22 protein-coding genes are annotated in these 21168 nt (G+C 68.0%); 10 read left to right on the top strand and 12 right to left on the bottom strand.

Annotated elements, in window-relative coordinates; all coding sequences use genetic code 11:
* Window positions 1-24: 24 nt before the first annotated feature.
* Entirely contained in the window at window positions 25-1158 is a 1134-nt protein-coding gene (locus F8178_RS18060) for a citrate synthase 2 (protein ID WP_317496023.1), read from the bottom strand.
* Window positions 1159-1458: 300 nt separating this feature from the next.
* Here F8178_RS18060 and pdxH point away from each other — a divergent pair, with 300 nt between their 5' ends.
* Both pdxH and F8178_RS18050 read left to right on the top strand, forming a co-directional pair.
* Complete coding sequence (gene pdxH, locus F8178_RS18055; protein ID WP_317496022.1) at window positions 1459-2133, top strand: pyridoxamine 5'-phosphate oxidase; 675 nt, start codon at window positions 1459-1461, stop codon at window positions 2131-2133.
* A 42-nt stretch (window positions 2134-2175) separates the two neighbouring features.
* Complete coding sequence (locus F8178_RS18050; protein ID WP_317496021.1) at window positions 2176-3150, top strand: D-glycerate dehydrogenase; 975 nt, start codon at window positions 2176-2178, stop codon at window positions 3148-3150.
* Between the two features lie 8 nt (window positions 3151-3158).
* Here the strand turns inward: F8178_RS18050 and F8178_RS18045 are convergent, their stop codons facing one another.
* On the bottom strand, window positions 3159-4631 hold the full coding sequence (locus F8178_RS18045; protein ID WP_317496020.1) for a lysyl oxidase family protein: 1473 nt from the start codon (window positions 4629-4631) through the stop codon (window positions 3159-3161).
* 53 nt (window positions 4632-4684) lie between these two features.
* The gene (locus F8178_RS18040; RefSeq protein WP_317496019.1) at window positions 4685-5122 is read right to left on the bottom strand and encodes a TIGR03667 family PPOX class F420-dependent oxidoreductase; all 438 of its coding nucleotides are present in this window, start codon (window positions 5120-5122) and stop codon (window positions 4685-4687) included.
* Between the two features lie 182 nt (window positions 5123-5304).
* On the opposite strand from F8178_RS18040, the gene F8178_RS18035 reads away from it, so the two are divergent.
* Window positions 5305-6387, top strand: a complete 1083-nt coding sequence (locus F8178_RS18035) for a Glu/Leu/Phe/Val dehydrogenase dimerization domain-containing protein (RefSeq protein ID WP_317496018.1) — start codon at window positions 5305-5307, stop codon at window positions 6385-6387.
* A 14-nt stretch (window positions 6388-6401) separates the two neighbouring features.
* Here the strand turns inward: F8178_RS18035 and F8178_RS18030 are convergent, their stop codons facing one another.
* Complete coding sequence (locus F8178_RS18030) at window positions 6402-6935, bottom strand: DinB family protein (RefSeq protein ID WP_317496017.1); 534 nt, start codon at window positions 6933-6935, stop codon at window positions 6402-6404.
* Window positions 6936-7033: 98 nt separating this feature from the next.
* On the opposite strand from F8178_RS18030, the gene F8178_RS18025 reads away from it, so the two are divergent.
* Both F8178_RS18025 and F8178_RS18020 read left to right on the top strand, forming a co-directional pair.
* Complete coding sequence (locus tag F8178_RS18025; RefSeq protein WP_317496016.1) at window positions 7034-7498, top strand: pyridoxamine 5-phosphate oxidase; 465 nt, start codon at window positions 7034-7036, stop codon at window positions 7496-7498.
* Between the two features lie 41 nt (window positions 7499-7539).
* Entirely contained in the window at window positions 7540-7821 is a 282-nt protein-coding gene (locus tag F8178_RS18020; protein WP_317496015.1) for a hypothetical protein, read from the top strand.
* Window positions 7822-7824: 3 nt separating this feature from the next.
* On the opposite strand, the gene F8178_RS18015 is transcribed toward F8178_RS18020, so the two are convergent.
* A complete protein-coding gene (locus tag F8178_RS18015; RefSeq protein WP_317496014.1) occupies window positions 7825-8355 on the bottom strand; it encodes a GNAT family N-acetyltransferase in 531 nt (176 codons plus the stop codon).
* A gap of 61 nt (window positions 8356-8416) precedes the next feature.
* Here F8178_RS18015 and F8178_RS18010 point away from each other — a divergent pair, with 61 nt between their 5' ends.
* Window positions 8417-8974, top strand: a complete 558-nt coding sequence (locus tag F8178_RS18010; RefSeq protein ID WP_317496013.1) for a TetR/AcrR family transcriptional regulator — start codon at window positions 8417-8419, stop codon at window positions 8972-8974.
* Between the two features lie 334 nt (window positions 8975-9308).
* Here the strand turns inward: F8178_RS18010 and F8178_RS18005 are convergent, their stop codons facing one another.
* The 3 genes from F8178_RS18005 to F8178_RS17995 form a co-directional block, all read right to left on the bottom strand.
* Window positions 9309-9773 (bottom strand): NUDIX hydrolase, encoded by a 465-nt coding sequence (locus F8178_RS18005; protein ID WP_317496012.1) that lies wholly within the window; start codon window positions 9771-9773, stop codon window positions 9309-9311.
* An 18-nt stretch (window positions 9774-9791) separates the two neighbouring features.
* Window positions 9792-10511 (bottom strand): hypothetical protein, encoded by a 720-nt coding sequence (locus tag F8178_RS18000; protein ID WP_317496011.1) that lies wholly within the window; start codon window positions 10509-10511, stop codon window positions 9792-9794.
* Window positions 10512-10746: 235 nt separating this feature from the next.
* Window positions 10747-11025 carry a helix-turn-helix transcriptional regulator gene (locus tag F8178_RS17995; RefSeq protein WP_317496010.1) on the bottom strand — a complete coding sequence of 93 codons (279 nt, stop codon included), beginning with the start codon at window positions 11023-11025 and terminating at the stop codon, window positions 10747-10749.
* Window positions 11026-11154: 129 nt separating this feature from the next.
* Here F8178_RS17995 and F8178_RS17990 point away from each other — a divergent pair, with 129 nt between their 5' ends.
* Complete coding sequence (locus F8178_RS17990; RefSeq protein WP_317496009.1) at window positions 11155-12381, top strand: amidohydrolase; 1227 nt, start codon at window positions 11155-11157, stop codon at window positions 12379-12381.
* On the opposite strand, the gene putP is transcribed toward F8178_RS17990, so the two are convergent.
* Window positions 12382-13974: a sodium/proline symporter PutP gene (gene putP, locus F8178_RS17985; RefSeq protein WP_317496008.1), complete on the bottom strand. Its 1593-nt coding sequence runs from the start codon at window positions 13972-13974 to the stop codon at window positions 12382-12384.
* 124 nt (window positions 13975-14098) lie between these two features.
* The gene (locus F8178_RS17980; protein WP_317496007.1) at window positions 14099-15256 is read right to left on the bottom strand and encodes an acyl-CoA dehydrogenase family protein; all 1158 of its coding nucleotides are present in this window, start codon (window positions 15254-15256) and stop codon (window positions 14099-14101) included.
* A gap of 183 nt (window positions 15257-15439) precedes the next feature.
* Here F8178_RS17980 and F8178_RS17975 point away from each other — a divergent pair, with 183 nt between their 5' ends.
* The 3 genes from F8178_RS17975 to F8178_RS17965 all read left to right on the top strand — a co-directional run bounded on the left by F8178_RS17975 (window position 15440) and on the right by F8178_RS17965 (window position 19052).
* Window positions 15440-16006 (top strand): TetR/AcrR family transcriptional regulator, encoded by a 567-nt coding sequence (locus tag F8178_RS17975; protein WP_317496105.1) that lies wholly within the window; start codon window positions 15440-15442, stop codon window positions 16004-16006.
* 229 nt (window positions 16007-16235) lie between these two features.
* Entirely contained in the window at window positions 16236-17564 is a 1329-nt protein-coding gene (locus F8178_RS17970) for a citrate synthase (RefSeq protein ID WP_317496006.1), read from the top strand.
* A 78-nt stretch (window positions 17565-17642) separates the two neighbouring features.
* Entirely contained in the window at window positions 17643-19052 is a 1410-nt protein-coding gene (locus F8178_RS17965) for a deoxyribodipyrimidine photo-lyase (RefSeq protein WP_317496005.1), read from the top strand.
* Here the strand turns inward: F8178_RS17965 and F8178_RS17960 are convergent.
* On the bottom strand, window positions 19021-20253 hold the full coding sequence (locus F8178_RS17960; protein WP_317496004.1) for an ABC transporter permease: 1233 nt from the start codon (window positions 20251-20253) through the stop codon (window positions 19021-19023). The genes F8178_RS17965 and F8178_RS17960 overlap by 32 nt on opposite strands.
* Window positions 20250-21149, bottom strand: a complete 900-nt coding sequence (locus F8178_RS17955; protein WP_317496003.1) for an ATP-binding cassette domain-containing protein — start codon at window positions 21147-21149, stop codon at window positions 20250-20252. The genes F8178_RS17960 and F8178_RS17955 overlap by 4 nt, the downstream gene beginning before the upstream one ends.
* Between the last annotated feature and the right edge of the window lie 19 nt (window positions 21150-21168).

Below are 21168 nucleotides of genomic sequence, written 5' to 3'. Positions count from 1 at the left end.
CACCGAGCTGCGGCCACCGGTCGGTTACGGCGCGGTGACCGACTCCCAGCCCTCGACGTCCTCCGGCTTACGCGGCGCGGGCCCGACGTAGCGGGCCGACGGCCGCACCAGCCTGCCGGTCTGCTGCTGCTCCAGGATGTGCGCGCACCAACCCGCGGTGCGGGCGCAGGTGAACATCGCGGGCATCATCGCCGTCGGTACCTGGGCGAAATCCAGTACCACGGCGGCCCAGAACTCCACGTTGGTCTCGATGGCGCGATCGGGCCTGCGTTCCCGCAGCTCAGCCAGCGCGGCCTTCTCCAACGCCTCGGCGGCCTCGTAGCGCGGCGCGCCGAGCTCGCGCGCGGTGCGTCGCAGCACCCGGGCGCGGGGGTCCTCGGCCCGGTACACGCGGTGCCCGAATCCCATCAGCCGGTCCTTGCGGTCCAGGATGTCGCGCACCACGGCGCGCGCGTCACCGGTGCGTTCCACCTCCTCGACCATCGGCAGCACCCTGGCGGGCGCCCCGCCGTGCAGCGGCCCCGACATGGCGCCGATCGCGCCGGACAGCGCAGCAGCCACATCGGCGCCGGTGGAGGCGATGACCCGCGCGGTGAACGTGGACGCGTTGAGGCCGTGTTCCGCCGCAGAAGCCCAGTAGGCGTCGATGGCCTTGACGTGTGCCGGGTCGGGCTCGCCCCGCCAACGCGTCATGAACCGCTCGGTGATCGTAGCCGCTTGGTCCACTCGCGACTGCGGAACTGCTGGAAGCTCGTCGCCGCGCGCGGACTGTGCCACGTAGGACAGTGCCATCACCGCCGCCCTGGCGAGCTGTTCGCGGGCCTGCTCGCGGCTGATGTCCAGGATCGGCTCGAAGCCCCATGCGGGTGCGAGCATCGGCAGCGCCGCTTGCACGTCGACGCGCACGTCACCGGAGCGGACCGGGATCGACAGCGGTTCGGCGGGGGTCAGGCCCTTCCCGAAACGACCGTCCACGAGCAACGCCCAGACGTCTCCGAAGCTGACCGTCCCGGCGAGGTCCTCGATGTCCACGCCGCGGTACCGCAGCGCCCCACCGTCGCGGTCGGGCTCGGCGATCTCGGTACGGAACGCGACCACGCCCTCCAGGCCCGGCCGGAAGCCGTCGTCGGGATCCTGCTCGTTGCGCGCCTGTGTCATTGCGGCTCCTCACCGTGCACCTGTTGTGGTGGCCTGCGGTCGCTCGCGCGGTGGAAAGTCCCGCCACCCTGTGTTAGCCCGGTCAGCTTGCCTGGTCGGGGAGTTCTTGGGCAATCGATGGCGCCGTGTGATCGGTCACGTCGCCCGATCAACCGATTCCTTCATCGAACATCGTTGCGTAGAGTGCGGCAACCCGCACAGCAACGGGGCTGCTCATCGGGGCTCGATCGGGCTCTTCCCCGTGTGCGGTACAGGCTCTACCGTCGTTCATGTCCGTCTTCGTGCTGGAGGGTGCCCGACATGGCCGAGTTCGCGACCGAGCAGAGCGAGACCGGGGTAACGCTGCCCGGGATGCGGGTGTCCTACGAGGGGGCGTCGCTCGACGTCGGTGATCTCGCCGGGACCTGGACGGAGCAGCTCCAGCGCTGGTTGGACGACGCCGTCACGGCGGGCATCGCCGAACCCAACGCCATGGTGCTGGCCACCGCCGACGACAACGGCATGCCTCACTCGAGGACGGTGCTGTGCAAGGGGCTCGACGAGCGGGGTATTTCGTTCTACACCAACTACACCTCGGCCAAGAGCCACCACATCATCGACGTGCGCTATGCCTCTGTGACCTTTCCCTGGTACGCGCTGCACCGTCAGGTGAACCTGCGCGGTGAGGTGGAGAAGGTCGGGCCGGCCGAGACCGCGGAGTACTGGGCCTCGCGGCCGCGCGGCTCGCAGCTCGGCGCGTGGGCGTCGCCACAGTCCGGCGTGGTGCCCGACCGCCGGACCCTGGAAAGCGCGCTGCAGGTGATCGAGCGCCGGTTCGCCGACACCGAGGAAATCCCGCCCCCGCCGCATTGGGGCGGCTGGCGTATCCGGCCGGAGACGGTGGAGTTCTGGCAGGGCAGGGAGAACCGGATGCACGACCGGCTGCGGTACGTGCGCCGCGACGGCGAGTGGCGCATCGAACGGCTGGCACCGTGACCCGCGCTCGGGCGCGGTGCGTCCGTCGGTAATCTGCCCCGCGTGAGTAACGGGCATATCCTCATCACGCGGCAACTGACCGATGCGGCGATGCAGGCCGCAGGCGAACTGGGACGCGAGCTGGTAGTGGGCGGGGAGCAGCCGCCGGACCGGAGCTGGCTGCTGGAGGCCGCGCGCGGCGCCTCGGCGGTCGTGTGCACCCTCACCGAGCAGATCGATGCCGAGCTGCTCGACGCGGCCGGTTCGGACCTGCGTGTCGTCGCCAACGTCGCGGTCGGATACGACAATGTGGACACCGCAGCGGCCAAGGAACGTGGGGTGGTGGTCAGCAACACCCCCGGCGTGCTCGATGCCGCGACGGCCGACCTGACGATGGCGCTGCTGCTCGGGCTGTCCCGTAGGGTGACGGAAGGGGACCGTTTCCTGCGGGCGGGCACCTCGTGGATCTGGGGCCCGCGGATGTTCGTGGGCACCGATGTCTCAGCGGGCTGCACCCTCGGCGTCGTCGGCTACGGCAGGATCGGCAAGGCGGTCGCGCGGCGCGCGCTGGCGTTCGACATGGACGTGCTCGCGCACAGCCCGAGCCTGCCGACCTCGGGCGAGGACGGCAGCGGTGTGAGCTACACCGACCTGCCCACGCTGCTGCGACTGGCGGACATCGTCACGCTGCACGTGCCGCTGACCGAGGACACCCGTCACTTGATCGCCGCGGAGGGGCTGCGCGCGATGAAACGCGACGCGCTGCTGATCAACACCGCGCGGGGTGGCGTGGTCGACACCGAAGCGCTGGTCGCGGCGTTGCGGGCGGGCGAGATCGGTGGCGCCGCGCTGGACGTGTTCGAGGACGAGCCGAACGTCGACCCCCGGCTGCTGGAGTTCGACAACGTGGTCCTTACGCCGCACATCGCCAGCGCGGGCCGTGCCACCCGTGACCGCATGGGCACGCTCGCGGTGGACAACGTGGCCGCTGTGCTCGACGGCGAGGAAGCACTGACGCCGGTGAACGCCGGCGGGTGAGGGGTGGGTCACTCTACGGCGATCTCGCGGCTACCGAGTAGCTGGCCGTCGGCGTGCAGCATCGCCCTCACCCGCGTACCCCGCAGGTCCGGCTCGGTGAGCCCACTGTCGAGCAGGCAGGTGTAAGGGCGCGCGGCAGGCAGGGCGGCCTCGCACGACACGTGGGAGCTCGCACCGTCGTGAAGCGTCAACGTGACCGTTCCAGCGCGCCACGGGATGGTGCGGACCAGAAGGTCGCCGTGCCGGAGCTCGACCTGCGGTTCGGCGATGACCTCGCCGTCCGGCTCCGGCAACGGCCGCGACACGTCGGGAGCCGGGCGCGGCACGTGGGCCGCTGCCTCGTCCCGGACTGCGTCGTCGGTCGTTGCCGGGCCGTGCTCGATCGGCGCGGGCGGCGAGCCTACACCGATCCTGGCTGTGGCGCTGGGTGGATCCGTGAGGAACTCGGAGCCGCGCTCCCTGGCGGAGAACCGGAAGCTGTCGTCACCGGAGTGCAGCGGAGGGGGAACGTACACGACGGTGTCCGCACCCAGCCACGTATCGGCCGGAGCGAGGAGCGTGCCGTGTTCGGGTGGTTCGTCGATGCGGAACTCCGGCTCGTCCACGTCTCCGAAGTCCTCGGCACGCAGGGTAATCGGTGACGGCCGGAGCCACGGAACCTCGGTGGTGAAGGAACGAGCCACGTAGCCGGGCACCACCGTGTCGCGGAAGGCGGGCGGGTTGTCTCCGTCGCCTTCGATGATCACACCGTCCGGGTCGACGTCCGAGCGCAGCGAGTACTCCCCGGGCGGCACATCGGAGACGTCGACCCACTGGAACGCCAGCCAGCGATGATAGACGTCGCGCCAGCCAGGCGAGACCCCCATGATGACCGTCGAGGCCTCCGGGGTGTGCTGCTCGCAGAAGTTCGAGCCGGACACCGTGTACCGGGGCTCGTCTGGGCCGGAACCGACCCGTTCGGAATCGACCAGGCAGAAGCCGACCTTCTGCGAGGGGACGATCTCGGTGGAACGGTCGGCATCCCAGAGCGCAAAGCTCGCCGCGCTGTGCAGGTGCCAGTGGTGGTGACCGTCGGCTGTCTCGTACAGCATCCTCGGTGCGGGGCTGTTCAGTCGGTCCTGCGAGCCGCCAGTGGAGTCGTACACTCGCTGGCGCACCTCGGTCATCTCGTCACCTTTGCGCGACGACCCACGGATCTCCAGTGTGCCCGGACCTTGGTTGTGGACGAACCCGTCGTAGCGCAGCAGGGCACGTGTCCCGGCATCATCGCTGTAGGTCGTGGCGATCACCCTGGTCACGGGATCGGCGACCAGGTTGGGCAGCACGGCGGTGCTGGGGGCGGCCGCCGAGTCGCCCGCGGGCACGGTCGCGGTGCCGACGAGCACCGCGAGGGCAGGCACGACCCCCGCCAGGGTGCGGCGGAGCCACCGGCCGCGCCCTGGTCGTCGCTGCCGTAGCCGCGCGCCTGCGGTGGGGTGCACCTTTCTTAGCGTGCCCGCAGCGGGGGTGCCGTGTCGATGGGCGAACCGGGCGATTACTCCAGGAAGCCGCGCACGCGGGTGAGGTCGACGCGCAGTGCGGTGGGGAACTGCCTGCCGAAGGTCTCGACGTCCCCGCTGACCTCGATCATGCCCTCGCGGTACTTCGCCAGGTAGTCCTGGTGCTGGTGGGGCGGTGGCAGGTCGTCCACGCGGCGGGCATTGCCCCGCAGGACCACGATGTCGCCGCCGGAGGCGTCGCTGTTGAAGTGCAGCGACACCTGCGGCCGGTGCTGGATGTGGGTGAGCCGGTACGCGTCCGGGGCGTTGTACACCAGCAGGGTGCCGTTCTCCCACAGGAACCACACCGGGTTGGGTTGCGGGGTGCCGTCCTTGCCGACGGCGGTGAACCAGATCACGCTGTCGTCACGGAGGCGCTCGCGTACACGTGTGCCGAACGGCGTGTCCGGATCGGGAAGCACAGATGAAGCCATGCCCGCCAGGTTAGCCGCAGCAGCCGACGTGCGCCCGGTAATCAGCACAGATGATCCGGCGAATAACCCAATGGCATACACCCGAGCGTCGAGTGGGTCGCTCGCGCGATGATGGGGAGACACACATCACGAACGGCCAAGCCGCCACAAGCGGTGGGCCACCGGATGAAGGAGTCACCACCATGACCCTCGGGGTATTCGAACGAGAAACCGGCCACGAGCAGGTTGTCTTCTGCCACGACGCGCGCACCGGGCTGAAGGCGATCGTCGGCCTCTATTCCACGGCCTTGGGGCCAGGGTTGGGCGGCACGCGGTTCTATCCCTACGACAGCGAGGACGCCGCGATCACCGACGTGCTCAACCTGTCGCGCGGGATGGCTTACAAGAACGCGCTCGCCAACATCCCGCACGGCGGGGGCAAGGCCGTGATCATCGGCGATCCCACCACCGACAAGTCCGACGCGCTGCTGCGCGCCTACGCGCGCTACATCGACTCGCTCGGCGGGCGCTACATCACCGCCTGTGACATGGGAACCACGGTGCCGGATATGGACATCATCGCCGGGGTGACCCGCCACGTGACGGGGAAGTCACCCGCCCTCGGCGGCGGTGGTGACCCCTCGGTACTCACCGCGCACGGGGTGTTCCGGGGGATGCTCGCCTGCGCCGAACACGAGTGGGGCAGCACCTCGCTGACTGGCAAGCGGGTCGGTATCTCCGGTGTCGGCAAGGTCGGGCACCTGCTGCTGGACCACGTGGTCGACGCGGGCGCGTCGGTGGTGATCACCGACGTGCGTCAGGAGGCGATCGACAAGGCACGCACCGCCCACCCGGAGGTCGAGGTGGCAGGCGACGAGGACGAGCTGATCCGTACCGAGCTCGACATCTTCGCCCCCTGCGCGCTGGGCGGGGTGCTCAACGCGGACAGCATCCCGGCGCTGCGGGCGCGGGTGGTATGCGGTGCGGCCAACAACCAGCTCGCCCGCGACGAGCTGGCGTTCGACCTGCACCACAGGGGTGTCCTGTACGCGCCGGACTACCTGGTCAACGCGGGTGGCGTGATCAACGTGGCTGACGAGCTGCACGGTTACAGCTTCGAGCGAGCCAAGGCACGTGCCGATCAGATCTTCGACACCACCAGGCAGGTGATGGAGCTGGCTGAGCGGGAGTCGTTGCCCCCGGCGAGTGCGGCAGACCGGATCGCCGAGCATCGGATGGCCGAGGCTGCCGGGCAGGCGGACTCCCCGGCGGGTGCGGGAGCCTGACGCAGGCGGCGGGGCTAACCCATGGTTTTCGCCCCGTCCAGGGATTCGCGGATGATGTCGGCGTGCCCGGCGTGCTGCGCCGTCTCGGCGAGGATGTGTAGCAGCACCCGGCGCGCCGACCACCGCGCTCCCGGTTCGAACCACGGGACCTCCGGCAGCGGTTGGCTGGCGTTGAGGTCCGGCAGTGTCCGGATGAGCTCGGCGGTGCACGCGGCCACACGTTCGTACTCCGCGAGCAGCCCTGCCAGCTTCTCGCCGTCGAGCATGCGGAAGTTGTCCGCCCACCGCTGCATCACGGCCTCGTCGGAGAAGTCGATGTCTGGGGGCCCGTGCTGGATGAAGTCGATCCACTGCCGCTCGACGGCGGACACGTGCTTGATGATGCCGCCGAGGCAGAGCTCGCTGACGGTGGTGCGTAAGCGGGCCTGTTCGTCTGTGAGTCCGTCGACGGTGTAGCGGAGGAACCCGCGATGCTTGTCCAGCGCTTCGAGCAGGTCGGCGCGTTCGCCGGTGATGGGCTGCTGGGTGGTGGTCTGTGGTTCGGTCATGGCTGGTTTCCCTCCGTCGTGCGCGTGTGTCCCGCAGGGTATGCCCGGGCACCGACAATCGTGGCGGCGCTGTCGGTGCTCGCTGTTAGGAATGGGCCATGGTGTCATGGGCAGAGATCGAGTCCGACGTGCCGGAGTTCGCTGCGCGCGTGCGGCAGCGATTCGATACCGGAGAGAACAAGACGCTGGCCACGCTGCGCCGCGACGGTTCACCGCGGATCAGCGGGACCGAGGCGGAGTTTCGCGACGGCGAGCTGATGCTCGGCATGATGCCGGGCTCGGTGAAGCTGGCCGACGTGCGGCGGGATCCCCGGATCGCGCTGCACTGCCCCACGGTGGAGGAGCCGCTCAGGGACGATCCGAGCGCGTGGGGTGGTGACGCGAAGGTCTCCGGGACGGTGATCGCCGTAGACGGCGAGCCAGGTAGCGAGGGAGGCGAAGGCGTGTCCTTCGCCATCGACATCACGGAGGTGGTGCTGACCTCCGTGGGAGCCACAGCCGACAACTTGGTGATCGAAAGCTGGCACGAGGGAGTGGGCTGGCGACGGCGCACGCGAGTGTGAGAAAGCGCGTAGCGCGCTGGAACAGCCCCGTTTCGGAGGAGATGATCGACGAGGTCCCTGGCTACGATCCTGACCATGGCGTGTCGACCGGAGCTCTTGTCCTGGTCGGTGATCCGATCATCACCGATGTGTACACGTCGGACCCGACGGTGCTCGTCCACGACGGGACGGCCTACCTGTACACCGGAGACTACGAAACGCCGCCGGGTACGCACGACTACGTGAGCGTATTCGGTGTCGCGGTCGCGGAGCATCCGCTCGGCTCGTTTCGTGGTGCCATCGGTTCCGCGCTCGTCACCGACGACAGGCCCTTCGACAGCTAGCGATCATGCCCTGAGCTGGAGCTCCCATCGGGCTTCGACGAGGTCGCGGCCCCACTGGTGCACAGGTCGGTGTTCGGAGCGGGTGAAGCCCGCGCGGGTGTACAGCGAGGCCGCGGCATCAAGCCCGTCCACAGTCCACAGTGTAATCCGGTGGTAGTCGCATTGGCGGGCGTGGGCGATAGTGGTGTCGAGGAGCTGGTGGCCGAGGCCGCCGCGCGCGGCGGGGGCGACGAGGAACCATCGTAGTTGTGCGGTACCCGCCCCCTCGTTGGTGAGGGCGATCGTGCCGACTGTCACCCCCTTGGACTTGGCGAGCCATAGGCATCCGGGATCGTCGAGTCCGGGATCCTCCCGCGCGGCGCCGAGGCGCGCGGCGAACCGGGCGAGACCGTGGGCGACATGGGCTTCGAATTCTTCGGTGAAGCCGTATTCGCGCGCGTAGATCTCACCGTGCATGTGTAGCACTGTGCCGAGGTCGCCGGGGCGGGGTCCGGTCCTGATCGTCACGTCCTCGTGCGGGGGCGCGGTGGCCATGGCGCCCTCCCTCGCGTTGTGAAACACTTGTTTCACATACGTTAGCACGGAAGGACCCACCATGGCCGTTGGCGACGCTCGTCGCGGTGATCCAGAGGGTGCGCGGCGCGCGGAGCTGCTGGACGAGTTGCTGCGGTACTCAGCAGAGCACGGGCTGTCCGAGGTCTCGTTGCGCCCGCTCGCGGCCGCCGTCGGTTCCAGCCCGCGGGTGCTGCTGTACTTCTTCGGTTCGAAGGACGGGTTGGTGCGGGAGGTGCATCGTCACGCCCGCCGCGAGCAGGTCCGCGTGATCGACCAGGCGCTCGCGGAGGACGCCGAACCAGCTGCCGCCGTGCGCGCGCTCTGGGAGTGGCTGGCCGATCCGGCCCATCACAACATCGAGAAGTTCTTCTTCGAGGGTTTCGCGCGCTCCCTGCACGCCACCGATGGACCGTGGCACGGATTCGCTGCGACCAGCGTCGCGGAATGGCTGCCCCGGCTGATCTCGGCGCTCGAGGGGTCGAGCGCCAACCCCACCCTGATACTCGCCGCACTCCGCGGGCTCCTGCTGGATCTGCTGGCCACAGGAGACCACGAGCGAGTATCCGCGGCAGCCGACGAGCTGATCCGTTCGATCTAGTTACGTGATCTGGAGAGATTGGCGGGGAGGTTGGTGCGTGCGACTCCGCGCATGGGGGAGATCGTACCCAGCCAGGCGGATGGCCGGGGCCTGGTGAGCGGGGTCGTCGGTGGCGTGTTGTGGCTGCGGCGTGTGGGCCTAGACGTATGTGGTGTCCGCGCGGCCCTATCGCTGCCTGTCACGGCCGTGCGTTGGGTGGGTACCCAGCGCTTCAGAGGCGCCGCCACTCTCTGCGAACGCTGGTTACTCGACCACCAGTCGACACACGGATCCGGCGACGACTTCGGTACAACCGTCCGAGGTCTGCGGAGGAGCCGAACGGAAGTCGCGGGTGCTACTGGGGCGGAGCTTCTACTGGCCTGCCGTTCTCCAAGTAGGCCGCTGCCGGATCGCTCATGACTGCGCGCAGTCGCCGGGCGAGGCGGTCGATCGTGTAGTCGGCGAGCTCATCGACCGACACGTAGCGGGCTTCCGCGATCTCACCATCAGCGAAGGTGAAATCGGCATCCGGGTCGAGTCGCTGTCCTTCGAACACGAACAGCAGCTTGTCGCCCTCGGACTCCGATGGGGCCCAATCGACAGCGAGCAACCTGCCGATGCGAACGTCGAACCCGAGCTCCTCGCGGACCTCGCGCGCCGCGGCCGACCGAGGAGATTCACCTGACTCGACGTAGCCGCCCGGTATGTCCCAGAAGTCCTTGTAGGCCGTCCGTAGCATCAGCACGTGACCGCTCGTGTCGGTGAGGACAATGCCCGCCGCGACACGGGGCGTAGCTACAGGAGGGCGATCGTCAGGCATCGGTTCAGCGTATTCGGATCATCCCACGCCCAGTCGAGTCGCCAGACTGTTCAGACTTTCGTCCGGGCGGTTACGGGTGCGATGAACCCAGGTACGCGCCAGTTGTCGACTCAGCGGGTGGCTCCGAACCTGTTCCGGTGCGGCATGCTCGGCTGCGAGCAGGTGCTGGACCGCCGTATCGCGGTCGCCGATCGCGCTGTGTGCCCGCGCTAGCTCGATATCGTGCCGTGCACGTCGCTCGGTCGGTAGACCCTTGGCATCGACCTGCGTCCCGAGTTCCAGTGCCTGCTGGGCATCGCCCAGCTCCATGGCTGTCGAGACCGCATGTACCGCCACGTTGGTCGGTCCGAACGCAGTCCACAGCAGGTTTGCGTCAGTTCCGATGCGCTGGGCGGCCGCACGTGCTTCTCGGAGCAGCTCTTTCGTGTAAGTGCGGTCGCGCGCGCGGGCCGCCGCCATTGACCCGGTGAGACACATCGTTCCGTACACCGAGACGTACGTGGGGCTTGATGAGCTGGCCGGTTGGCCGAGCCGCTCAGCGGCGTCGCTGATTACGCCGAGCGCATCGTCGCATCGACCGGCCGCGAGCAGCGCATGGCTCACCGAGCGACTCAACGATGCGAGCACAATACGCTCCTCGGCTTGCTCGGCCAGATCATAACCGCGTCGAGCGGTCACACATGCCAGCTCCGCTGCGCCGCGCTTGGTGAGAACCGTGGTGCACACCTGATAGGTCATCGCCAGCAGCCGCTGGCACCGCACCTCGCTTGTGCCTCCGTGCTGGTCTGTCGCGTGCACCAGATCCGCGATGAGCCCAGGAACGGCAGCCGTGACGAAGCCGAAGCGGGCATCCTGGTAGGCATCCCACACCGCGCAGACTCGGACATGCAACTCGTCCGGCAGCTGCGGTGGTTGCCCGGTCGATGGTGTAGGGAAGAGCTGCCGGTATGTCGGTACGCGAGCGCGAGACGGCTCAATGGGAGTGCGACACGTGTGGGCGGGCCTGTCGAGACTGGCCCGTCAGCGATACATCATCCAGCAGGTCGCCGAGGGTGACACCCAGAGCGCTCGCGACCATCTGAATAACCGACAGCCGATCGAGTGGGATGCGGTTGTTCTCCACCTTGCTCAGCCAGTCCTCGGTCCGCCCGAGCAGCTCCGCGAGCGCGCGTTGCGACAACCCACGGCGTCGCCGATGCCGGGCGATCCGGTCGCCGACAGTCGGCCGACCATGTTCACGTGGGGTGTTCATGGGGGCAGCATTCCATACATGCCTGACAGGGCTCATCGACTGCGCATTCTGGCTGGCGAGTGGTGCCCTGCCGCTACGAGCCGAAATTCCTCTTCCCCTCCCGCCGTGACTTCGTTAGCGTGGCTAACCATGACAATCGCGATCACTGGTGGATACGTGGTTCCGGTGGATGGGGACCCCATCGACAGCGGGACGGTGTTGATCGACGGCAGCACGATCGCTGCGGTCGGCACGGCGACCGATGTGCACATTCCGGACGGTGCCGAGCGGATCGACGCGCGGGGGCAGTGGGTGCTGCCTGGCTTCGTCGACGCGCACGCGCACCTGGGCGTACACGAGGACGGTGAGGGCTGGTCCGGCAACGACACCAACGAGAAGACCGACCCGAACGGCGCGCGGTTCCGTGCGGTTGACGGCATCGACCCGCACGAGATCGGTTTCGACGACGCGCTCGCGGGCGGAGTGACCAGCGCGGTGATCAAGCCGGGCTCGGCGAACCCGATCGGCGGGCAAACCGTGGCGGTCAAGACCTGGGGTCGTACCGCGCTGGATCTGGTGTTCCGCGAACAGGTCAGCGTGAAGAGCGCGCTTGGCGAGAACCCGAAGCGGGTATACGGGGAGAAGGACAAGACCCCCGCCACCCGGCTCGGCGTCGCCGCGACGATCCGGGAGGCGTTCACCGAGGCCCGCAACTACGCCGCACGGCGCGATCACGCCGCCGCCGAGGGCAAGCCCTTCGACACCGACCTCACCTACGAGGCGTTGAACAAGGTGTTGGACGGCACACTGGCGTGGGATCAGCACACCCACCGCGCCGACGACATCGTCACCGCGATCCGTCTCGCCGACGAGTTCGGCTACCGGCTGATCGTCAACCACGGCACGGAAGGCCACCGCATCGCCGATCTGCTCGCCGAACGCGACGTGCAAGTGATCCTGGGACCGCTGTTCACCGCCCGGGCCAAGGTCGAGGTGCGGCACCGCACGATGCGTGCGGCTGGCATTCTCGACCGTGCCGGGGTGCGCCTGGCGATCACCACGGACCACCCCGTAGTGCCGATCGACTTCCTGGTGTACCAGGCGATTGTGGCGGTCAAGGAAGGGTTGGACCCGGCTTCGGCGCTGCGCGCGCTGACCGCCAACCCGGCTGCCATGCTCGGCCTCGACGACCGTGTCGGCTCGCTGCGCCCAGGCATCGACGCCGACGTGGTGCTGTGGTCCGGCGATCCGCTGGACATCTACAACCGCGCGATGCGGGTGTTCGTGGGCGGCAGGGATGTGTACCGCTTCGACCCCGAGCGGGGCGAGGGTGTGGTGGCCGACCGCCTTTACCGGGAGCGACCGGCCACCACGTGATCAGCCCTCGGCGCGTTCGGCTTCGGCCGGGGTGCGGCGGCGTTTCGGCTTGGCCATCGCAGCGGCCTTGGCGAAGTCCTCGCGCACCGTGGCCGAGGGGGTGGGTCCGGCGAAGTTGACGAGCCAGGCCAGCACGAACGATATGATCACCGCGGGGACCATCTCGTAGAGTCCGATGTCGAACCAGCCGCCTTCGGTGTCGATGCGCGGCCAGATCAGTACCGTCAGCGCGCCGCCGAGGAGGCCAGCCAGCGCGCCCGCCCAGTTGAATCGGCGCCAGAACAGGGCGAGCAGGATGACGGGTCCGAAGGAGGCGCCGAATCCGGCCCAGGCGTTGGCCACCAGTTCCAGGACGGTGCCGCCCTGCAACGCGAGTAGGTAGGCCACGACCGCGACGGCGATGACGGTGCCGCGTCCGATCCACACCAGACGCATGGCGGGCGCGGCCTTGTCGATCCGTGCTCGGTAGATGTCCTCGGTCAGCGCCGAGGAGGCCACCAGCAGTTGCGAGTCCGCGGTACTCATGATGGCCGCGAGGATGGCGGCGAGCAGGATCCCGGCCAGCCACGCGGGCAGCAGGTCCTGGGTTAGCGCGATGAACACCGTCTCCTGTTCGCCGTCGCCTGTCAGCGGGGAGTCGGCGTAGTAGGCGATGCCCACCAGCCCCACGGCGACCGCGAACGCCATGGCGGTTGCCGACCAGGTCACGCTGATCCGCCGCGCCAGGGGAACGGCGTCGGCCGAGCGGATGCCCATGAAGCGGGCCAGGATGTGTGGCTGACCGAAGTAGCCGAACCCCCAAGCGAGGCTGGAGATGACGGCGATGGCACCCAGGGTGCCCACCTGGGTCCAGGCGCCGTCGGCGAAGGACACTTCGGTGGCCGCGCCCAGCAGGCCAGCGGCCTGGTCGCTGATCTGCTCGATCGTCGACCCTGGACCGCCGAGCGTGACCAGCGCGGTGACCGGCACGACCAGCAGCGCGAACCACATCAGGAGACCCTGGAACACGTCGGTGTAGCTGACGGCGAGGAAGCCGCCGAGGAACGTGTAGCTCACGATCGCCAGCACACCGATGGTCATCGCGGTCGCGGCGGCGATGCCGAAGAGCTGGTCGAACAGCACCCCGGTCGCCACCAGCATGGAGGACACGTAGATGCAGTAGAACACGATGATGACCACCGCCGAGGCGGTACGCAGCAGCCCGGAGCGGTCCTCGAAGCGGTGCTCGAAGAACGCCGAGATGGTCAGCGCATCGGCCGGTTTGCCGGTGCCGACGTCAGTGGTGATGGCGGTGTAGGTGCGCAGCCTGCCCGCCACAATCAGCCAGCTCAGGTACAGGCCGACCGCCAGGCCCACACCGATCCAGCCTGCGGCCAGCCCGGACACGTAGGCCGCGCCCGGCAGACCCATCAGCAGCCACGAACTCATATCCGAGGCATTCGCCGACAACGCGGCGGTCGGGCTGTTGAGCTTCCGCCCACCCAGCACAAAGTCGGACAGGGTATTGGTGTGCCGGTAGACCCACACCCCGATCGCGAGCATGATCGCCAAGTAGACGACGAAGGTGATGACGGTGCCGGTCTGGTCTTCCATCGGAACCACCTCAGCAGGGGCGCGCTATCCACTTATGGGTGATATGACCGGCTGACACTCTGCCATCGTGTCGGCGTGCGGGGAAGTCTCACTAGGACACAACTGGGTATCGGTGTGTGCCGTCCTAACCCTCGCGGAGCGCCTTGGCGATGATCATGCGCTGGACCTGGTTGGTGCCCTCGAAGATCTGCGGCACCTTGGCCTCCCGCATGTAACGTTCCACCGGGAAATCCTTCGTGTAGCCCGCGCCGCCGAGCACCTGCACGGCGTCGGTGGTGACCTTCATGGCGGCATCGGTGGCGACGAGTTTGGCGATCGAGGACTGCGTGGCGAACGGCTTGCCCGCGTCCTTGCGGCGGGCGGCGTCCAGATACGTCGCACGGGAGGACTCCACCGCCACGGTCATGTCGGCCAGCAGGAACTCCATCCCCTGGTGCTCGATGATCGGCTTGCCGAACTGGCTGCGCTGCTTGGCGTAGGTCACCGCCTCGTCGAGCGCCGCCTGCGCGAGCCCGACCGCGCACGCCGCGATGCCCAGCCTTCCGGATGCCAGTGCGTCCAGCGCGATCCGCAGGCCCTCGCCCTCGGCGCCGAGCAGCCGGTCGGCGGGGACCCGGGCGCTGTCGAAGACCAGCTGAGCGGTGGTCGATGCGGACATACCCATCTTCTGTTCCGGCGGCGCTATCGACAGGCCCTTGGTGTCGGCGTCGACCAACAGGCAGCTGATGCCCTTCGACCGCTCCTCGCCGGTGCGCACCATCGTCGTGTAGTAGTCCGCCTCGCCCGCATGGGTGATCCAGGCTTTGGTGCCGTTGACGACATAGGCGGCATCGGCGCCGCTACCGTCCGGAACCGCGCGGGTGGACAGCGCAGCGGCATCCGAACCAGCGTGCGGCTCGGACAGCGCGTACGCGCCGAGTAGCTCACCGCCCAGCATCTCAGGCAGCCAGCGTTCGCGTTGCTCGTCGGTGCCGTAATGGGCAAGCGCGTAGCAGGACATGGTGTGCACCGACAGCCCGACCCCCACCGACATCCAGGCGCTGGCGATCTCCTCCAGCACCTGCAGGTACACCTCGTAGGGCACGTCGCCGCCACCCCATCGCTCGGGGTAGGGCAGTCCGAGCAGGCCGCTCTTGCCGAGCAGCCGGAACTGCTCGCGCGGAAACCGCGCGGCCGCCTCGTACTCACCCGCGACGGGTGCCAGCTCCTCGCGGGCGATCTCCCTGGCCAGCGCTATCAGATCGGCAGCTTCGGTGGTGGGTAGCACGCGATCGGCGGGCATGGAGCCTCCCTCGTCGTTCCGGCTGACGTGCCGCCGGATAGTACTCATGATAGTACTAGAGAGCGATTAGTAGTACTGTTCTACCGTGGTTCCATGGCCGACCTTCCCGAGACCCCCGACAGCCCCACCGGCTCCGATGTGCGCGCCGCCTCCTGGGCGCCTCGGGGACAGTGGCCTCGACCGATGACCGGACGCCAGCAGGTGCTGCTGCGCGACCTGGAGTCGCTGTTTCTCGCCAAGGGATTCCTGCAGTTCACTCTCGACGACCTCGCCGCCGAGCTGAGCTGTTCGAAATCGACCCTGTACGCGCTGGCTCCCAGCAAGGAGCAGTTGGCCGTGCGCGTGGTGCGGCACTTCTTCGCGGGTGCCACCGAGGTGATCGAGCGCGATATCGCCGAGCTCACCGACGCGCGCGAGATGATCGAGATCTACCTGGCCGGTGTCTCAGCGCAGCTCGGCAGGGCCTCGGACGCCTTTATGCGGGACGTGGCCGCCTTCGAGCCCGCGCGATCCGAGTACGAGCGCAACAGCAGGGCAGCCGCCGGTCGTATCCGCACGTTCATCGCCGCGGGGGTCTCCGCCGGGGTGTTCCGCGAGGTGCACGCCAACCTGCTCGCCGAGATGGTCGCCGTGCTCATCGAGGGGATCCAGACCGGTTTGATCGGCGAACGCACCGGGGTCAGCGACGCGGAGGCCTTCAGTGCGCTGGCCGAGTTGCTCCTCGGGGGCTTACAGCCCCGACGTCCGTGAGTGTTGTGCTCTCCGCAACAGGCGCAGGCCGCAACTGTGAGTATCGTCCCACCGGTTTATGGAGGTCAATCGAGGTGCTGCGCGAAGGGGCTACCGTCGACTAGCGTAGAGCTGAACTGACACCCCAGCGGGGCGGTGCGTGGTGCGGGTCCGCCGACGATCCACCGGCGCAACTCGCCGGTGTCCCCGCGGCGGCACCACCGTCTCGCACGACCTGAGAGGGACGTGCATGTCCGACGCAGCCACGCCTGCCGGTGCCACAGGCAACGAGGCCGGAGACACCGTCGCGCTCCGTTTGCCAAGCGGCGAGCACGAACTGCAGGTAGTACCCGCGGTCGAAGGCGCTCCCGGTATCCAGCTCGGGAACCTGCTGGCATCAACCGGGTACATCACCTACGATCCCGGCTTCGTCAACACCGGCTCGACATCATCAGCGATCACCTATATCGATGGCGCCGCGGGTATCCTGCGCTATCGTGGCTACCCGATCGAGCAGCTGGCTGAGCAGTCGAGCTTCCTCGAGGTCAGCTACCTGCTGATCTACGGCGAGCTGCCGTCGCGGGACCAGCTCACGGCGTTCGTCGAGCGGATCCAGCGGCACACGCTGCTGCACGAGGACCTCAAGCGGTTCTTCGATGGGTTCCCGCGCGATGCCCACCCCATGCCCGTGCTCTCCAGTGCGGTGTCGGCGCTGTCCACCTTCTACCAGGACTCGCTGAACCCCTTCGACCAGACCAGCGTGGAACTGTCCACGATCCGTCTGCTGGCCAAGGTGCCGACGATCGCGGCCTACGCCTACAAGAAGTCCATCGGCCAGCCGTTCCTGTACCCGGACAACTCGCTGGGGCTGGTGGAGAACTACCTGCGGATGACGTTCGGACTGCCCGCGGAACCCTACGAGGTGGATCCGGACATCGCCCGCGCGCTGGACCAGCTGTTCATCCTGCACGCCGATCACGAGCAGAACTGTTCCACCTCGACGGTCCGGCTTGTCGGTTCCTCGGAGGCGAACCTCTTCGCCAGCATCTCGGCCGGAATCAACGCCCTGTTCGGGCCATTGCACGGCGGCGCGAACGCCGCTGTGCTCGACATGCTCTCGGGGATCAGAGCCTCCGGCGGTGACGTCGGCAAGTTCGTGGAACGGGTCAAGAACAAGGAAGCCGGCGTGCGGCTGATGGGCTTCGGCCACCGTGTCTACAAGAACTACGACCCGCGCGCCAAGATCATCAAGCGGACCGCCGACGAGATCCTCAGCAAGCTGGGCAAGAACGACGAGCTGCTGGACATCGCGAAGAAGCTGGAAGAGACCGCGCTCTCCGACGACTACTTCATCGAGCGCAACCTCTACCCCAATGTCGACTTCTACACCGGCCTGATTTACCGGGCGCTCGGCTTTCCCACCGAGTACTTCACCGTGCTGTTCGCGCTCGGTCGGTTGCCCGGCTGGATCGCGCACTGGCGGGAGATGATGATCGACCCGGCACGCAAGATCGGCCGCCCCCGGCAGATTTACACCGGGGCACCGATGCGCGACTACGTGTCGGTGGACAAGCGGTAATCACGTCAACGCCACCGGCACACGACAGCCACGAGGCAGCTACGGTACGGGCACGCGGGGCCCGTACCGTAGCTGCTCGTGGTTACCGATGAAGTCGCCGTACTGTGGTTCCGGCGAGACCTCCGCCTGCACGATCACCCGGCGTTGCTGGCGGCCACGCGCCAGGCCAGGCACGTTCTCGCGCTCTACGTTCTCGACGATGCTCTGCTGGAAAGGGCCGGGGCGGCCAGGGTCGCGTTCGCGTACCGGTGCTTGCGCGAGCTCGACAGGGACCTGGACGGCAGGCTGCTCATCGTGCGAGGCGATCCCGCGCGGGTCGTGCCCGAGGTGGCACGTGCCTGCAGCGCGTCGACCGTGCACATTACCGCGGACAATGCTCCATACGGCCGCACGCGGGATGGCGTCGTGGCGCGCGAGCTGACCAGGCTCGGTATCGAGCTCAAGGCGACAGGTTCCCCGTACGCGGTGACCCCCGGCAGGGTCTGTAAGGACAACGGCCAGCCGTATCGCGTTTTCACCCCGTTCTCGCGCGCGTGGTCGCGACACGGCTGGCCATCACCCGCGCCGACCGGAGTGGACAGCGCCAGGTGGTTCGATCCGTCCGACCTGCACTCCGAGGTGCCCGGGATCGCAGTTCCGGACGAGCCTGATCTGGCAGGAATGCGACTGCCCACCGCAGGTGAGCGAGCGGCACACGCCGTGTGGCAGGAGTTCTTGGCTACTGGTGTGACCGATTACGCCGAGCGCCGCGATCGGCCCGATCGACCGGGAACGACACGGCTGTCGGTGTACCTACGTTGGGGATGCATCCACCCACGGACCCTCCTGGCGGACCTGTCCGGGATCAGCGGTGAGGGTGCCGCGGCGTTCCGGTCGGAACTGGCTTGGCGTGAGTTTCACGCGGACGTACTCTGGCACCATCCTGACGCGGCCCGCCAGAACCTCGACCGGCGGTTCGATCGGATGCGACACGACTCGGGCCCCCAGGCGCAGGAGGCATTCGACGCGTGGTGCGCCGGCTGCACCGGCTACCCCGTTGTGGACGCCGGCATGCGCCAGCTACGCACTGAGGGATGGATGCACAATCGCATCAGGATGGTCGCCGCGAGCTTCCTGGTCAAGGACCTGCACCTGCCCTGGCAATGGGGCGCCCGGCACTTCATGCGATACCTGGTGGACGGTGATCTCGCCTCCAACCAGTTGAACTGGCAGTGGGTCGCTGGATCCGGCTCGGACGCGGCCCCGTACTTCCGGATATTCAATCCCACCATCCAGGGAAAGCGATTCGATCCCGAGGGTGAGTTCGTGCGCACCTACGTCCCTGAGCTGCGAGGCCTGCCGGGTTCCGCTGTGCACACGCCGTGGCGTGTCACCGCGGAACGCCGCGGTACGTACCCCCTACCGATCGTCGAGCACGACCACGAACGTCGTGAGGCGCTGCGACGCTACGCCGAGCTCACGTCCGCGCCTGGCGCAGCGCAGCCGTGAGTTTGATCCTGCTGCCCATGTGCAGGATGGCATTGCGATACACGGTGCTGCCCAGCCAGGTGAGCGCGGCGACCGCGAGCAGGGTGAGGCCGATGGCCGTACCGATCTCCCACGCGGCGATGTCGCCCGCGGCGATCCGTCCGGGGAGCAGTATCGGTGCCAGCAGCGGCACCAGCGACAACACCACGGCTGCGGTGCTGCCGGGGTCATGGAGCATCACGTTGAACCCGGCGACGAAGCCGCCCACCAGGATGATGGTCACCGGAGTCAGCACCGACTGCAGATCCTCCTGGCGGGAGACCAGGGAGGCCGCTGCGGCGTAGATCGTGGCGTAGAGAAAGAACCCGAGCAGGTACCACAGCACCCCCCAGGCAAGCGTGCCAACGGCGACACCGGTGACCTCCAAGACGCCCGTCGCGGTCGCCAGCACCAGGCCGGCCCCGCCGATGATCACCAACTGGGAGAGCCCCACCAACCCGAGACCGGCGACCTTGCCGAGCAGCAGCTGCCACGGCCGGATCGTGGACAGCAGGATCTCGACCACCCGGCTGGACTTCTCCTCGACCACACCCTGGGCAACATAAGCGCCGTAGGTGGTGATGCTGAAGAACAGCAGGAACGCCATGATCGCGCCTACGATGAGGCGCTGGTTGTCCTCCGGGGTGGTGCCCGACAGCGCGGTGACGTCCACATCCGCCTCGGATGCCTGCGCCATGACGGCAGCGGGATTGTCCACGCCGGCCTGTGCCAGCGCCGCGGTCATGACCTGCTGCTGGGTAATGGCCGAAAGCGCCAGCTCAAGGCGCTCATTCAGATCGGACTCGACGAGGACATGGAACTCCGATGGTGAACCCTCGACGACGGCGTCGACGTCACCGGCCTCTACGGCCGTCCTTGCTTCGTCGCCGTCGATCGTGGTGGTCTCCACGGTGAGACCGAGCTGCTCCGCGTTCCGTTCGAGCTCCGCCGAGATGTGGGTGGCCTGCCCGGCGAGGGCCACCGTGCTGGTGCCTGCGCCGGCGAGCAGGGTCATCTGTAGCAGGATGAACCCGCCGATCGCGGCGATGATGGCCACAGTGCCCAGCAAGAACGCCCGGTTGCGGAGTTTCGTGCGCAGCTCTCGCCGCGCGACAAGCGTCACCGAGCGGGTGGCCGATCGGAAGGCATTGTGGAGGGATCCCCCCGGTTCTGGTGTATTCACGCCGCGCTCCCTTCGGTGACCACGTGGCGGAACAGCTCGGCCAGCGACAGCCGGTGCTTGCTGAACTCGGTGACCGGTCCGTGTTCCATCGCAGCTCGGAGCACCGCCTGCTCGTCCGCGTCCGGCTCCAGCTCGAGCAGCGTGGTGGAGTCCTGCTCGCTGAGCACCCTGGTGCCGTCCAGGCCGCGCGCCCATCCGGCCGGCGCGCCGGGCACCACCACGCGGAGCTGGCTGACCGCCCCGGCACTGAGCTCCTCGACCGTTCCGGTCGCCACCATCTGCCCGTTTCGGATGATCCCGACGCGATCGCACAGCCGCTCGACCAGGTCGAGCTGGTGGCTGGAGAACACGATCGGCACACCCGCTGCGGCCTGCTCCCGCAGCACCCCGCTCATCATGTCCACCGCTACCGGGTCCAGGCCGGAGAACGGCTCGTCGAGCACCAGCACCGTCGGCTCGTGTACCAGCGCGGCGGCAAGCTGCACCCGTTGCTGGTTGCCGAGGCTGAGCTTCTGGACCTCGTCGTGGCGCCGCTCCCGCAAGTCGAGGCGGGCGAGCCAGTGTTCGGCAGCGGTGTGTGCGGCATTGGCGGATCGGCCGTGCAGCTGCGCGAGGTAGGTCAGCTGGTCGAGCACCTTCATCTTCGGGTACAGGCCCCGCTCCTCGGGCATGTACCCGAAGCGCGCCCGGACCTCTGGGGTGATGACGTTCCCGTCGAAGCGCACCCGCCCGGCGTCCTGCGCGAGGACGCCGAGCATGATGCGCATCGCGGTCGTCTTGCCCGCGCCATTACTGCCGACGAACCCGAACAGCTCCCCCGAGCGGACGGTGAAGCTCACCTTCTCGAGTGCGGTGATGTCGCCGTAACGCTTTGTCAGCTCGATGACCTCGAGCATGTGCCGTTCCACAGAACCC

Source organism: Haloechinothrix sp. LS1_15 (assembly GCF_033042135.1).
GTDB lineage: Bacteria > Actinomycetota > Actinomycetes > Mycobacteriales > Pseudonocardiaceae > Haloechinothrix.
This window is presented reverse-complemented; position numbering and strand designations above follow the sequence as displayed.

Excerpts from the sequence above, each read along its gene's own strand:
- F8178_RS17980 (WP_317496007.1), bottom strand. The coding sequence starts at position 15,256 with ATGCCCGCCGATCGCGTGCTACCCACCACCGAAGCTGCCGATCTGATA.
- F8178_RS18030 (WP_317496017.1), bottom strand. The coding sequence starts at position 6,935 with ATGACCGAACCACAGACCACCACCCAGCAGCCCATCACCGGCGAACGC.
- F8178_RS18000 (WP_317496011.1), bottom strand. The coding sequence starts at position 10,511 with ATGACCTATCAGGTGTGCACCACGGTTCTCACCAAGCGCGGCGCAGCG.
- F8178_RS18035 (WP_317496018.1), top strand. The coding sequence starts at position 5,305 with ATGACCCTCGGGGTATTCGAACGAGAAACCGGCCACGAGCAGGTTGTC.
- putP (WP_317496008.1), bottom strand. The coding sequence starts at position 13,974 with ATGGAAGACCAGACCGGCACCGTCATCACCTTCGTCGTCTACTTGGCG.
- F8178_RS17970 (WP_317496006.1), top strand. The coding sequence starts at position 16,236 with ATGTCCGACGCAGCCACGCCTGCCGGTGCCACAGGCAACGAGGCCGGA.
- F8178_RS18010 (WP_317496013.1), top strand. The coding sequence starts at position 8,417 with ATGGCCGTTGGCGACGCTCGTCGCGGTGATCCAGAGGGTGCGCGGCGC.
- pdxH (WP_317496022.1), top strand. The coding sequence starts at position 1,459 with ATGGCCGAGTTCGCGACCGAGCAGAGCGAGACCGGGGTAACGCTGCCC.
- F8178_RS17990 (WP_317496009.1), top strand. The coding sequence starts at position 11,155 with ATGACAATCGCGATCACTGGTGGATACGTGGTTCCGGTGGATGGGGAC.
- F8178_RS18040 (WP_317496019.1), bottom strand. The coding sequence starts at position 5,122 with ATGGCTTCATCTGTGCTTCCCGATCCGGACACGCCGTTCGGCACACGT.
- F8178_RS17995 (WP_317496010.1), bottom strand. The coding sequence starts at position 11,025 with ATGAACACCCCACGTGAACATGGTCGGCCGACTGTCGGCGACCGGATC.
- F8178_RS18005 (WP_317496012.1), bottom strand. The coding sequence starts at position 9,773 with ATGCCTGACGATCGCCCTCCTGTAGCTACGCCCCGTGTCGCGGCGGGC.
- F8178_RS18015 (WP_317496014.1), bottom strand. The coding sequence starts at position 8,355 with ATGGCCACCGCGCCCCCGCACGAGGACGTGACGATCAGGACCGGACCC.
- F8178_RS17975 (WP_317496105.1), top strand. The coding sequence starts at position 15,440 with ATGACCGGACGCCAGCAGGTGCTGCTGCGCGACCTGGAGTCGCTGTTT.
- F8178_RS17955 (WP_317496003.1), bottom strand. The coding sequence starts at position 21,149 with ATGCTCGAGGTCATCGAGCTGACAAAGCGTTACGGCGACATCACCGCA.
- F8178_RS18060 (WP_317496023.1), bottom strand. The coding sequence starts at position 1,158 with ATGACACAGGCGCGCAACGAGCAGGATCCCGACGACGGCTTCCGGCCG.
- F8178_RS18020 (WP_317496015.1), top strand. The coding sequence starts at position 7,540 with ATGATCGACGAGGTCCCTGGCTACGATCCTGACCATGGCGTGTCGACC.
- F8178_RS18025 (WP_317496016.1), top strand. The coding sequence starts at position 7,034 with ATGGTGTCATGGGCAGAGATCGAGTCCGACGTGCCGGAGTTCGCTGCG.